Origin of the sequence: Streptomyces sp. CG 926, assembly GCF_003148825.1 — a bacterium.
Taxonomy (GTDB): domain Bacteria; phylum Actinomycetota; class Actinomycetes; order Streptomycetales; family Streptomycetaceae; genus Streptomyces.
In genome coordinates, this window is sequence record NZ_QGGZ01000007.1 from 1 (window position 1) to 12910 (window position 12910).

Consider the following 12910-nt stretch of genomic DNA (forward strand, 5'->3'; position numbering starts at 1 on the left):
TCATCCACCGAAGTGGACGGGGTATCAACTTCTGGCGTTGATTTTTGGCACGCTGTTGAGTTCTCAAGGAACGGACGCTTCCTTTGTACTCACCCCGCGCATCCGCTGGGCTTTCCTCCGGGCTTTCGTTCTGTTCTTGCGTTTCCGACTCTATCAGACTCTTTCGTGTCCGACTTCCTCGGCGCTTTCCAGGTATTCGCTTTCGCGTTTTCCCTTTCCGGCGGTTCCGACTCTATCAGTGGTTTTCCTTCTCCCTGACCACTCGCCGTATTACCGAAAAGGCATACGAAAAGAAGGGTGGGATCAAGATCGATGCTGAAGAGGAGGAGTCCCGTCCATCGGCCGTTCGCGAGAAGTTCACACGAGGCGTCCTGGCGGGAGTCACGACAGTACAGCTCCGGGGGTGCCCAAGCAAATCGATTCAGGCGTATGGTCTAGTCCACCGGTCTAGTCCACTAGTCTCCCTGCCAACGGAGACGCTCGGACCAGGACCAACATCGGGCGAACCCGAACATCTTGTGCCATATCCTTCAGAAGAGTACGCCGTTCGCGACAGTCAGTGACGGCGACACGAAGAGCCCCACCCCTGGGAGGCCCCCATGACCAGCGTGACGTCCCCACTTGCCGGACGCGCCATCGGACTCGCGGCAGTGCCCGATCCGGTGTTCTCCGGCGCGATGGTGGGACCGGGCACCGCTATTGACCCCGTGCGTGAGGCTTCCGAGGCGGTGTCCCCCGTCGACGGTGTGGTCGTCTCCCTGCACCCGCACGCGTACGTGGTCGTCGACGGCGAGGGTCACGGTGTCCTCACGCACCTCGGGATCGACACGGTCCAGCTCAACGGCGAGGGCTTCGAGCTCCTCGTGAACAAGGGCGACACCGTGACCCGTGGCCAGGCCGTGATCCGCTGGAACCCCGCCGCTGTCGAGGCAGCCGGCAAGTCGCCGATCTGCCCGGTCGTGGCGCTCGAGGCAACCGTCGAATCCCTCTCCGACGTCGTCGAATCCGGCGACGTGAAGGCTGACGACGCTCTCTTCAGCTGGCAGTGAGTCGTCCGCCGGTACGGGCGAGTCGGATATCCACCGCGGCGGCACGGCCCGCCGCTCAATCGGAGACGGGTGAAATGGAGACAACGCTGCGAGGCGTCGGCGTGAGCCACGGGGTGGCGATCGGCGAGGTGCGGCACATGGGCACGGCGGTTCTGGAGCCGCCGGCCCGGCAGATCACCGCGGATGAGGCGGCGCGCGAACAGGGGCGCGCCCGTCAGGCCGTGAGCGCAGTGGCGGCCGATCTGATGGCGCGTGGCCAGCTGGCCGGTGGCGAGGCCCAGCACGTGCTCGAGGCACAGGCGATGATCGCCGAGGACCCCGAGCTGATGGCGGACGTCGACCGGCGGATCGCCGTCGGCAGCACCGCGGAGCGCGGTGTGTACGACGCGTTCGCCGCGTACCGCGACCTGCTCGCGGGGGCCGGCGAGTACATGGCCGGCCGGGTGGCCGACCTGGACGACGTACGCAACCGCATCGTGGCGCGGCTGCTGGGTGTGCCGATGCCGGGTGTACCCGACAGCGACGAGCCGTACGTGCTGATCGCGCGGGACCTGGCGCCGGCCGACACGGCGCTGCTCGACCCGGCGCTCGTCCTCGGGTTCGTGACCGAGGAGGGCGGGCCGACCAGCCACAGCGCCATCCTCGCGCGGGCGCTCGGCGTGCCGGCGATCGTGGCGCTGCCGGGTGCCGGTGAGATCGCCGAGGGCACCATGATCGCGGTGGACGGCAGCACCGGTGACCTGTTCGTGGACCCGTCGCCGCAGAAGCGGGCCGAGCTGGAGGCCTCGGCCGCCGAGCGCAGGGCGGCTCTGGCCGCCTCGTCCGGTCCGGGCGCGACCTCCGACGGTCACAAGGTGCCGCTGCTGGCCAATGTCGGCGGTCCCGCGGACGTGCCGGCGGCCGTGGAGGCCGGGGCGGAGGGTGTGGGGCTGTTCCGCACCGAGTTCCTGTTCCTGGACGACAGCAAGAAGGCGCCGTCCGAGGAGAAGCAGGTCGAGTCCTACCGCAAGGTGCTCGAAGCCTTCCCCGAGGGCCGTGTCGTGGTGCGGGTGCTCGATGCCGGCGCCGACAAGCCGCTGGACTTCCTGACGCCGGGCGACGAACCCAACCCGGCGCTGGGTGTGCGCGGGCTGCGTTCTCTGCTGGACCACCCGGACGTGCTGCGCACGCAGCTCACCGCGCTGGCCAAGGCGGCCGAGGGGCTGCCGGTCTACCTCGAGGTCATGGCGCCGATGGTCGCCGACCGGATCGACGCCAAGGCCTTCGCGGACGCCTGCCGGGAGGCCGGTCTGAAGGCGAAGTTCGGCGCGATGGTGGAGATCCCCTCCGCCGCGCTGCGGGCGCGCTCGATCCTCCAGGAGGTCGAGTTCCTGTCGCTGGGCACGAACGATCTGGCCCAGTACGCCTTCGCGGCCGACCGGCAGGTCGGCGCCGTCTCGCGGCTCCAGGACCCGTGGCAGCCGGCGCTGCTCGACCTGATCGCCATGTCGGCGGACGCCGCCAAGGCGGAGGGCAAGAGCTGCGGTGTCTGTGGCGAGGCGGCTTCCGATCCGCTGCTGGCCTGTGTGCTGACCGGTCTGGGTGTCACCTCTCTCTCGATGGGTGCCGCTTCGATTCCTTACGTGCGGGCGACGCTCGCCAAGTACACGCTGGCCCAGTGCGAGCGTGCCGCGGCGGCGGCTCGTGCGTCGGACAGTGCCGAGGAGGCCCGGGTGGCCGCTCAGGCGGTGCTGTCCGGCGAGTAGCCGGTAGCCGGATGGTGCGGTGTTCGTTCCGAGGGGTCCTCGCCGGTGGCGAGGGCCCCTCGGTCCGTCCCGGACCGGTCGGTGGTGGGGTCAGTGGTGCGGTCCGGGTGCGTCGACCTCGTAGCCCGGGCAGTATTCGACGCCCGATTCGGGGGCGACCGGGTCTCCGGTGTCGGCGTCGGTGCAGTAGGCGTTGAAGACGGCGGCGGCGGACAGGACGGTCAGCCGGCCGCGGTCCAGGCGCCAGCCGTGGACCCGGTCCCGGCCCTGCCCCGTCGTGCGTACCACCAGTCCCCCGGGGCCGCCGAGAGCGAGCCCGGCGGCGAGGACCGTCACGAAGTCGAGGCCTTCCCGGGCCTCGATGCGGGGCGGTGCGTCGGGATCGTCGGTGGTGTCGGCGTGCAGGACGGCGACGAGCTGATGCGCCTCGGTCGGGATGCTGCAGACGAAGTGGTGGTGGCCCGGTCCGGCGCCTGCCACGAGGCGTTTGAGCGCGTCGGTGGCCCGGTCGAAGGAGGCGTGGCCGATGTCCTCGCCGCAGTCCGCGCAGTGACCGACCTCGGCGAGGACCCCGGTGGCGTACTCCCAGGTGGCCTGGCGGACGGCCTCGTCGACGAGGAGTGGGACGAGCTCGTCGATCGGCTGGCCGCCGTAGGGCAGGAGAGCGCCGCTGCCGGCGAGTTCGGCGGTGAAGCGGGCTCGGGCATCGACGGTGTCCGGGTCGAGGCCGGTCTCTCCGCAGAACTCGGCGTACTCCTCGGGATCGAAGAGGGCGACGGTGGTGTGGATTCCTTGGGCCGCGAGGGACCTGAGCAGGGCGTCCACGTGGTGGAGGTAGTCCTGGTGGTCGTCGAAGGCGAAGCTGCGGTAGCCGCGCATGGCCGCGAAGTCCCCGGCGTCGGCCAGGAGGCCGACGGTGCCGGGGACCTCACGGCGCAGCAGGCGGCGCCGGTCGGTGGTGCGGGTCCGGTGCGTGCCCGTGCGCCTGCCGGCGCCCGTGACCGTGCTCGCGTCCGGGTTCGGGTTCGGGTTGTTCGTACCCGTGTCGTGCTTGCGTGGCATGGCTCCCCCTGAGTATCGCAATCACTTGCTCACTCAGAGTAATCATCGCCACTGACAGTGGCCTCAGCCGCGGGTGCCGGTGCGGGTGCGGGCCAGCTCCTCGTAGAAGTGGAGGAGGTCGAGGTTGTCGACGGAGCCCGGGTTGACCGCCTTGGCCAGGGGGGCGCCCTGCAGGAGGCGCTTGACCGGGACCTCGATGCGCTTGCCGGTGAGGGTGTGCGGGATGCCGGGAACTTCCATGATCTCGTCCGGGACGTGGCGCGGGGAGAGTTCCTCGCGGATGGTCGCCTTGATCCGGGCGCGCAGGTCGTCGTCGAGCGTCGCGCCGGGGACGAGGTGGACGAAGAGCGGCATCCAGTAGCCGCCGTTCGGCTCCTCCAGGCCGATGACCAGGGATTCCTTGATCTCGGGGAGGCGTTCGACGGCCTCGTAGATGTCGGCGGATCCCATCCGGACGCCCTGCCGGTTGAGGGTGGAGTCGGAGCGGCCGTGGATGATCACCGAGCCGTGGTCGGTGAGGGTGATCCAGTCACCGTGGCGCCAGACGCCCGGGAACATCTCGAAGTAGCTGTCGCGGTAGCGGCTGCCGTCGGGGTCGTTCCAGAAGTGGATCGGCATGGACGGCATGGGGTTGGTCACGACGAGCTCGCCGACCTCGCCGATGACGGGCTTGCCGGACGGGTCCCAGGCCTGGAGGTCCGTGCCGAGGCAGGCGGCCTGGAGTTCGCCGATGTGGACCGGGAGGGTGGGCACGGCGCCCGCGAAGCAGCTGCACACGTCGGTGCCGCCACTGACGGAGGCGATCCAGAGGTCTTCGGCGACCTCGTCGTGGAGCCAGCGGAAGCCGTCGGGCGGGAGCGGGGAGCCGGTGGTGGCCACACACTTCACGGCGGAGAGGTCGAAGTCGCGGGACGGGTGGACCTCGGCCTTGCGGCAAGCCATGACGTAGGCGGCGGAGGTGCCGTAGAGGGTGGCCTTCGTCCGCTCGGCGATGCGCCACTGGGCACCCGTGTCGGGGTAGCCGGGGCTGCCGTCGTAGAGGACGACGGTCGTCCCGGTGAGCAGGCCGGAGATGAGGAAGTTCCACATCATCCAGCCGGTGGAGGTGTACCAGAAGAACCGGTCCTCGGGGCCGAGGTCGCAGTGCAGGCCGAGCTGCTTGAGGTGTTCGAGGAGGATGCCGCCCTGGGACTGGACGATGGCCTTCGGGAGGCCGGTCGTACCGGAGGAGTACAGCACCCAGAGCGGGTGGTCGAAGGGGACCGGCTCGAACACGGGCTCGGAGTCGCCCGAGGTCAGGGCGGACCATGCGAGAGCGCCTTCGGGGGCGGGCGTGCCGAGGAGCGGGATGTGGACGACGGCGCGCAGGGACGGGAGCTCCGCGCGGAGTTCGGCGACGGTCTCGCGGCGGTCGTGCTCCTTGCCGCCGTAGCGGTAGCCGTCCACGGTGAACAGGACGACCGGCTCGACCTGCTGGAAGCGGTCGAGGACGCTGCGGGCGCCGAAGTCGGGGGCGCAGGAGGTCCAGACCCCGCCGACGGCGGCGGTGGCGAGGAGGGCGACCGCGGCCTCGGGGATGTTGGGGAGGTAGCCGCTGATCCGGTCGCCGGGGCGGACGCCGAGGGCGCGCAGTTCGGCGGCGAGCGAGCCGACCTGGCGGCGGAGCTCGGCCCAGCTGACGGGGACCACCTCGTGGGTCTCGTCGACGTACAGCAGGGCGGCGTCGCCGGAGCGCGCCGGGTCCTCGCCGGCGCGCAGGGCGTGCTCCGCGTAGTTGAGGGTGGCGCCGTCGAACCAGCGTGCGCCGGGCATGGAGCGGTCGGCGAGGACGGCTGCGTACGGGGTGGTGAAGCGGACGTCGAACCACTCGGCGACGGCCTGCCAAAAGGTGTCGAGCTCGTCGACGGACCAGCGGTGCAGGGCGGGGTAGCCACCGTCGGCCGGGGCTCCGTGGCGCTCGGCGGCCCAGGCCTGGAAGGCGGTGATCCGGGCCGCGGCGATCCGGTCGGGGCCCGGCGCCCAGAGGGGTTCCGGCTGCGTGGCTGAGGTCATGGGTCGGCTCCCGGTCAAGTCTGCGGCTCGCGCTTCGTGTGCGTTCGGTGCCGTCGCGCGGGGGTGTGGGCGCGGCGGCTCACAGGGACCATGCCATGTGATCGTCCGCTGCACCAGGGTTGCCCTGGCGGGTCGGGTGATCGGCACCGGGGTGCCGCTGCCGGGTGAACGACAGTTGAACGCCGTCCCCTCGGCCGGGGGCCGGTGGCAGGGTGAGCGGCATGAACGGTCGTGATCTGGTACGTGCGGTGAAAGACATCGGTACGGAGCGCGGTCGGCGCGCCTGGCGTGCGGCCTGGCGCCATCGGCGCTCGGACGCGGTGGGGCTGCCGCGCCGGGGCGCGGAGCGGGCGCGCGTGCCGGGGCTGCTGACCGGTACGGAGGCCCGGCCGGGCGGCGGTGTGCTGCGGTTCGCGCGCTCCGAGCTGCTGGTACGGGTGGCGGTGGGCGGCGCGGTGTTCTGGAGCTGGGACGGGGCCGGGCCGACGCCCTCGTACGCGGTGGTGGGCGACGGCCCGGAACCGGATCCGCGGGCCGTGCTGGAGCCGGACACCGGGGGTGGCTGGCGGGTGGTGTCGGAGCGGGTGACGGTGGCGGTGTCTCGGCACGGGGCGCTGGAGGTGCGTACGCCGGGCGGGACGGTGCTGCGGCGGGAGGCGCCGCCGCGGTGGTGGGAGCCGGTGGATCCGCGGATGGGCGCGGCGCGGTGGCTGCAGCGGAGCGAGGTACCGGCGGACGCGCGGTTCTTCGGGCTGGGTGGGCGGGCCGCGGGGCCTCGGTTGCGGGACGGGGCGTACCGGTTGTGGAACACGGATCCGAAGGGGGGCTTCGGGCCGGGGGTCGATCCGCTGTACCTGACGATGCCGGTGCAGATGGTGGTCGCGGACGCGGGGACGCATCTGGTGTTCCACGACAACTCGTGGGACGGGCGGGTGGTGCTGCGCGAGGGTGAGGAGGGCGCGGGTTCGGGGCCGGACCGGCCGGGGGCGAGTGAGTTGCGGATGGAGGGCGGGCCGCTGCGGTGCTGGGTGTTGGTGGGGACGCCGGCGCGGGTGTTGCAGGGGTGGTCGGGGCTGACGGGTGCGGCGGCGGTGCCGCCGGAGTGGGCGCTGGGGTACCAGCACGCGCGGTGGGGGTTCGGGAGCGCGGAGGAGGTGCGGCGGGTGGTGGCGGGGTATGCGTCGCGCGGGCTCGCGCTGTCGGCCGTACACCTGGACATCGATCACTACGACGGGCACCGGGTGTTCACGGTGGACGAGGGGCGGTTCCCGGATCTTCCGGAGCTGTCGCGGGAGTTGGAGGAGCTGGGGGTGCGGCTCGTGTCGATCGTGGACCCGGCGGTGAAGGCGGGCGACGGGGTGCACGCGTCGGGGCTGACGGTGGGGGCGGGCGGGGCCTTCGTGCGGGACGCCCGGGGCGGGGAGGTGCGCGGTGAGGTGTGGCCGGGTGAGTGCGCTTACCCGGATTTCACGGATCCGGCGGTGCGGGAGTGGTGGGGCGGGCTGTACGAGGAGCGGCTCGCGCGGGGCTTCGCCGGTTTCTGGCACGACATGAACGAGCCGGTGTCGTTCGCGCCGTTCGGGGACACGACGCTGCCGAGGTCGGCGCGGCACGCGTTGGACGGGGCGGGCGGTGACCATCGCGAGGGGCACAACGTGTACGCGCTCGGGATGGCGCGGGCGGGGTGGGAGGGGCTGGTGCGGCTGCGGCCGGCCGAGCGGCCGTTCCTGTTCTCGCGGTCGGGGTGGGCGGGGATGCAGCGGTACGGGGGCACGTGGTCGGGGGATGTGGAGTCCAGTTGGGAGGGGTTGCGGTCCTCGCTGGCGCTGGTGCTGGGGCTCGGGCTGTGCGGGGTGCCGTACTCGGGTCCGGACGTCGGCGGGTTCGGGGGCTCGCCGTCCCCGGAGTTGTACGTGCGGTGGCTGCAACTGGGGGCGTATCTGCCGCTGTTCCGGACCCATTCGGCGATCTGGGCGGGGCGTCGGGAGCCGTGGGAGTTCGGGCCGGAGGTGGCGGAGCAGGCCGCGGCGGTGATGGCGGAGCGGGAGCGGTTGCGGCCGTACTTCGTGACGCTGGCGCATCTGGCGCGGCGGACGGGCGCGCCGTATGTCCGGCCGGTGTGGTGGGGGACGCCGGAGGAGCGGCAGTTGCGGGACTGCGAGGACACCTTCCTGCTGGGCGACGCGCTGTTGGTGGCGCCGGTGTTGGAGTGCGGGGCGGACCGGCGGGCGGTACGGCTGCCGCGGGGGCGCTGGTACGACACGGCGACGGGGACGGCGTACGAGGGCCCGGGGCAGATCCTGCTGGACGCCCCGCAGGGCCGCATCCCGGTGCTGGCGCGGGCGGGGTCGGTGCTGCCGGTGCGGGGTGCCTCCGGCGGCGGGGTGGAACTGGAGGTGTGGGCGCCGGCGCGGGGGCGTACGGGGGGCGGGGTGGTGATCCGGGATCCGGGACCGGGCTTCGAGCCGGGTGAGGTGGAGCGGTACACGGTGCGGTGGGTGGGGGACGCGGTGGTGGTGGAGGACGAGGCGGGGCTCCGGGTGGAGGGGGTCACCGTACGGGGGCTGTAGGCGCGGGCACTGGCGGGAGCCCGGGCAGGCGGGCGCGGGGTGGTCTTGCCGGCTATCGGTGCCAGGGCCTGTCTGCGGCCGACGTGCAACCATCGGTTGCGTGTCTGTCGGAGGTGGGTTAGCTTTATATGCAACCGAAGGTTGCGAAAGATGGAGGCGGCCATGGAGTACGGGAGCATCGAGCGCGAGCTGCACATCGACGCCTCGCCCGAGGTGGTGTTCGAGGTGCTCAGCAGCCCCGAGCACATCCGGGAGTGGTGGAGCGCCGACACCGCGTTCGAGCCGACCGCGGGCGCGACGGCCCGCCTCACGTGGACCGACGCGGACACCGGGCGGCAGCAGTCCACGCCGTTCACGGTCGTGGAGGCCGACCCGCCGCGGATGTTCTCGTTCCGCTGGACCTACGACGAAACCGAGACCGGGACGGACACGGAGACGGCGGGGCCGGGCAATTCGCTCCTGGTGACCTTCGAGCTCGTGCCCACGGACAAAGGGACCACGGTCCACTTCCGCGAGAGCGGCTACCGCGAGCGGGGCTGGGAGGCCGCCGTGCTCGAAGCCCACTACAACGACCACCGGCAGGGCTGGGACTTCTACCTCCCGCGCCTGGTCGCGACGGCCGACCGGTTGGCGGCCGCGCGATGAGCACCGCCGTGGACGACGACCTCTGGTCCGCGATAGGCGACCCGACCCGACGCCGCATGATCGACCTCCTGCTGGTCGACGGCCAAGGGACGGCGACGACCCTCAGCGCGCACCTGCCCGTGACCCGACAGGCCGTGACCAAGCACCTGGCCGTGCTCGACCGGGTCGGGCTGGTCCGGTCGGCGCCGGCCGGACGGGAGAAGCGCTACCAGGTGGACGAGGCGCAGCTGGCCCGAGCCGTGGCGCAGCTGAACTCCGTCGGCGAGATGTGGGACGCCCGCCTGCGGCGCGTCAAGAGCCTCGCCGAAGCGATCCAACGTGCCAAGAACGCGCAGCAGTGACAGTGAGAAGGAGGCGAGCGAGATGGTGGACATCCTGCACCGGGTAGGGATCACCGCGAACCCGGAGAAGGTCTACGAAGCGCTCACCACGGTCGAAGGCCTGGCCGCCTGGTGGACGACGGACACGAGCGGGTCCGGCGACGGGGTCCTGGAGTTCCGGTTCGGCGACGTCGGCGGCTTCGACATGAAGGTGCTCGACCTGCGGCCGAACGCACGGGTGCTGTGGGAGGTCGTCGACGGTCCGGCCGAGTGGGTCGGGACGACGGTGAGCTTCGAGCTGACCCAGGAAGGCGAGTGGACGATCCTCATGTTCGCGCACGCGGGCTGGCGCGAACCGGTCGAGTTCATGAACCACTGCAGCACCAAGTGGGCGATCTTCCTGATGAGCTTGAAGTCCCTGGTGGAGACGGGCTCCGGCGCACCGCACCCGCGCGACGTGCAGATCAGCAACTGGCACTGACGCCCGCTCCATGAGTCCTGGACGCGGCAGACCGGCCCGGGCCCGGCCCGCCGCGTCCGTGCCACGGTGGGCCGGGCTCAGGCGTACGTGCCCGCGAACCAGGACGCCGCAGCCTGGGTGTGGAGGGGGAAGGCCAGCGTCGACGGGGTGCGCAGGACGTGCCAGCCCGTGGTCTCGTCCGTCGGCTTCGAGGCGGGGAGGTCCGCGGCCGGGCGGGGCGGGAGGAGCCCGAAGAGCAGGAGATGGCCCGCCGGGGAGCTCAGGGCGTCGGCCAGGACCACCTCCGAGGCGGGAGCGGTGATGCCGGTCTCCTCGAAGAGCTCGCGGACGACCGCGTCGCGCCAGTCCTCGCCGAAGTCGATGAACCCGCCGGGGAGGGCGACGCCGCCGAGGGCCGGTTCGATGGTGCGGGTGATGACCACGAGGCCGGTGCCGTCCGCGTCCTCGACGGGGAGGAGGGTGACGGCCACCGGGAGCGGGTTGCGGTAGGCGGTCGCCCCACAGGCCGCGCAGGTACGGGGCCACTCGGGGGTGGGGTACGGCGCTCCGCAGGTGGAGCAGTGCGAGTCCTTCAGGTGTGCCGACATCCGGCGATCGTATGCCAAGGGGGGTGCGGCCGGCGGTGGTTGTGGGACCCCTGGGACGGCGAGCTTCTCGTCCCTGTCGCCGTCGTCCCGCCGTGAGTACCGTGCCCGCATGACTTTCACCTCGTACGAGGAATTCTGGCCGTACTACGTCGCGATGCACTCGCGCGCAGCCACCCGCTGGATCCATCTCACCGGCACCCTCACCGGACTGGCCGTGACCGCCTACGGGCTGGCGCGCGGCCGGCGGCGTTACCTCGCCGCACTCCCCCTGATCGGGTACGGGACCGCCTGGCCCGCGCACTTCCTGGTCGAGGGGAACAACCCCGCCACCTTCGGCCATCCCGCGTGGTCGCTGCGCGGGGACGCGCAGATGATCGCGATGATGCTGACCGGCCGCGACGCGGAGCTGGGTGAGATCGCGCAGAAGTGGCTTGCCGAGAACCCGTGTCAGGGCCGTCCCCCCGTGGCAGACTCCTGACGATCCGTCAGATTTGCTGACCAGGGAGGGGCATCGTGGCACGCACACGCACACCCGTCGTGAGCGGGTGGTTCACCGAGGACGCGCCGGACGGCGGGGGCTTCCGGCTGCTCGGCACCCGGTGCTCGGCCTGCACCGCGGTGTTCTTCCCGCGCGAGGACGCGTACTGCCGCAATCCGCACTGTCCCGGGGGCGGCGACCTCGCCGAGGTGCCGCTGTCCTCGCGGGGCCGGATCTGGTCCTACACCGACGGGCGCTACCGGCCCCCCGCGCCGTACGTGTCCGACCCGGCCGTGCCCTGGGAGCCGTACACGCTGGTCGCGGTGGAGCTGGAGGCCGAGGGGATGGTGGTCCTGGGGCAGGCCGCGCCCGGGGTGGGGGTCGCCGATCTGGCCGTCGGGATGGAGGTCGAGGTGGTCGGGGGCGTGCTGAACGAGGAGGGTGGGCTCACTGGGGTCTCCGGGGCTGCTGGGGCCACGGGGACCAACGCGGCCACCGGCGCCACCGACGCCACCGACGCCACCGACGCCACCGACGCCACCGACGCCACCGACGCCACCGACGCCACCGGGACCGTCTGGACCACCTGGCGGTTCCGGCCGGTGGGAGGCGCCGCGTGAGCGCCGACATCGCCGTCCTCGGGGCGGGTATGCACCCCTGGGGCAAATGGGGCCGCAGTTTCGTCGAGTACGGGCGGGCCGCCGCGCGGGCGGCGCTGGACGACGCCGGTCTGGACTGGACGCAGGTGCAGTCGATCGTGGGCGCCGACACCGTGCGCTCCGGATACCCGGGCTATGTGGCGGGTGCCACCTTCGCCCAGGCCCTCGGCTGGCAGGGTGCCCGGGTCACCAGCGTGTACGCGGCCTGCGCGTCCGGCGCCCAGGCGGTCGGAGCCGCCCGGGCGCAGATCCTGGCGGGCCTGGCCGACGTGGTGCTCGTGGTCGGAGCGGACGCCGCGCCCAAGGGGTTCTTCGCACCGGCCGGCGGCGACCGGCCCGACGATCCGGACTGGCTGCGGTTCCGCGTGCTCGGCGCCACCAACCCGGCCTACTTCGCGCTCTACGCCCGGCGCCGGATGGCCCTCCACGGGGACACGCTGGAGGACTTCGCGCAGGTCAAGGTGAAGAACGCGGCCGCCGGGCTGCTCAATCCGTATGCCCGCTACCGCAAGACGGTCACCGCGGAGGAGGTCGCGGCCTCGGCGGTGGTCGCGGATCCGCTCCGACTGCTCGACATCTGCGCCACCTCGGACGGGGGCGCGGCCCTGGTTCTCACCAGCATGGACTTCGCGCGTTCGCGCGGGGTGGCCGATCCGGTGCGGATCCGGGCCGTCTCGACGGTGACGCCCACCTATCCGCGTACGGTGCTGGACCTGCCGGACATCGCGACCGACTCGACGGTGGCGGTGGCGGTGGCTCCGGCGGGCGGGTCCTTCAGGTCCTCGATCGCGCGCGCCGCCTACGAGGAGGCGGGGCTCGGACCGGACGACCTCTCGCTCGCCGAGGTGTACGACCTCTCCACCGCCCTGGAGTTGGAGTGGTACGAGGACATCGGGCTGTGCGGCGAGGGTGAGGGGGCGAAGCTCGTACGCGAGGGGGCGACGGCGCTGGGCGGCCGGATCCCGGTCAACACCAGTGGCGGGCTGGCCTCCTTCGGGGAGGCGGTACCGGCGCAGGCGATCGCCCAGGTGTGTGAGCTGACCTGGCAGTTGCGGGGCACGGCCGGGGAGCGGCAGGTGCCGGGTGCGCGGGCGGGGATCACCGCGAACCAGGGGCTGTTCGGGCACGGGTCGGCCATTGTCGCCGTGCGCTGAACCGCCGGTGTCGTCCGAACGCTTGACGGCCCCCGGCAGCGGGTTCACACTCGCTCCACAGTCCCGCGCCGCGACCGGGACCCCGGTCCCCCCGTGAGAGCTGCGGCC

Annotated in this window: 12 protein-coding genes and 1 pseudogene; 10 read left to right on the forward strand and 3 right to left on the reverse strand. The window is 72.1% G+C overall.

Annotated features, from left to right (window positions below):
• The 3 genes from BCL76_RS39410 to ptsP all read left to right on the forward strand — a co-directional run.
• On the forward strand, positions 1 to 258 hold a 258-nt coding region (locus BCL76_RS39410), incomplete at its 5' end, for a hypothetical protein (RefSeq protein ID WP_219933965.1).
• A gap of 341 nt (positions 259 to 599) precedes the next feature.
• On the forward strand, positions 600 to 1049 hold the full coding sequence (locus BCL76_RS19155) for a PTS sugar transporter subunit IIA (protein WP_109780727.1): 450 nt from the start codon (positions 600 to 602) through the stop codon (positions 1047 to 1049).
• A 74-nt stretch (positions 1050 to 1123) separates the two neighbouring features.
• Positions 1124 to 2794, forward strand: coding sequence for a phosphoenolpyruvate--protein phosphotransferase (ptsP, locus tag BCL76_RS19160; RefSeq protein ID WP_109780728.1), 1671 nt, complete (start codon positions 1124 to 1126; stop codon positions 2792 to 2794).
• A 90-nt stretch (positions 2795 to 2884) separates the two neighbouring features.
• Here the strand turns inward: ptsP and BCL76_RS19165 are convergent, their stop codons facing one another.
• The gene (locus tag BCL76_RS19165; RefSeq protein WP_258309796.1) at positions 2885 to 3856 is read right to left on the reverse strand and encodes a hypothetical protein; all 972 of its coding nucleotides are present in this window, start codon (positions 3854 to 3856) and stop codon (positions 2885 to 2887) included.
• Positions 3857 to 3919: 63 nt separating this feature from the next.
• A complete protein-coding gene (locus BCL76_RS19170; protein ID WP_109780729.1) occupies positions 3920 to 5908 on the reverse strand; it encodes an acetoacetate--CoA ligase in 1989 nt (662 codons plus the stop codon).
• 221 nt (positions 5909 to 6129) lie between these two features.
• Here BCL76_RS19170 and BCL76_RS19175 point away from each other — a divergent pair, with 221 nt between their 5' ends.
• The 4 genes from BCL76_RS19175 to BCL76_RS19190 all read left to right on the forward strand — a co-directional run bounded on the left by BCL76_RS19175 (position 6130) and on the right by BCL76_RS19190 (position 9924).
• A complete protein-coding gene (locus BCL76_RS19175) occupies positions 6130 to 8478 on the forward strand; it encodes a glycoside hydrolase family 31 protein (RefSeq protein WP_109780730.1) in 2349 nt (782 codons plus the stop codon).
• A 162-nt stretch (positions 8479 to 8640) separates the two neighbouring features.
• The gene (locus BCL76_RS19180; protein WP_109780731.1) at positions 8641 to 9123 is read left to right on the forward strand and encodes an SRPBCC domain-containing protein; all 483 of its coding nucleotides are present in this window, start codon (positions 8641 to 8643) and stop codon (positions 9121 to 9123) included.
• Complete coding sequence (locus tag BCL76_RS19185) at positions 9120 to 9464, forward strand: ArsR/SmtB family transcription factor (protein WP_109780732.1); 345 nt, start codon at positions 9120 to 9122, stop codon at positions 9462 to 9464. The genes BCL76_RS19180 and BCL76_RS19185 overlap by 4 nt, the downstream gene beginning before the upstream one ends.
• A 22-nt stretch (positions 9465 to 9486) precedes the next feature.
• Positions 9487 to 9924, forward strand: a complete 438-nt coding sequence (locus BCL76_RS19190) for an SRPBCC family protein (protein ID WP_109780733.1) — start codon at positions 9487 to 9489, stop codon at positions 9922 to 9924.
• A gap of 77 nt (positions 9925 to 10001) precedes the next feature.
• Here the strand turns inward: BCL76_RS19190 and BCL76_RS19195 are convergent, their stop codons facing one another.
• The gene (locus tag BCL76_RS19195; RefSeq protein ID WP_109780734.1) at positions 10002 to 10511 is read right to left on the reverse strand and encodes an NUDIX domain-containing protein; all 510 of its coding nucleotides are present in this window, start codon (positions 10509 to 10511) and stop codon (positions 10002 to 10004) included.
• Between the two features lie 109 nt (positions 10512 to 10620).
• Here BCL76_RS19195 and BCL76_RS19200 point away from each other — a divergent pair, with 109 nt between their 5' ends.
• From BCL76_RS19200 to BCL76_RS19210, 3 genes and pseudogenes are all read left to right on the forward strand, one after another.
• Positions 10621 to 10989, forward strand: coding sequence for a DUF962 domain-containing protein (locus BCL76_RS19200; RefSeq protein WP_109780735.1), 369 nt, complete (start codon positions 10621 to 10623; stop codon positions 10987 to 10989).
• A gap of 35 nt (positions 10990 to 11024) precedes the next feature.
• A pseudogene (locus tag BCL76_RS19205) lies at positions 11025 to 11429 on the forward strand (Zn-ribbon domain-containing OB-fold protein); the annotation flags it as partial.
• A gap of 176 nt (positions 11430 to 11605) precedes the next feature.
• Positions 11606 to 12802, forward strand: a complete 1197-nt coding sequence (locus BCL76_RS19210; protein ID WP_109780737.1) for a lipid-transfer protein — start codon at positions 11606 to 11608, stop codon at positions 12800 to 12802.
• Positions 12803 to 12910: the final 108 nt, after the last annotated feature.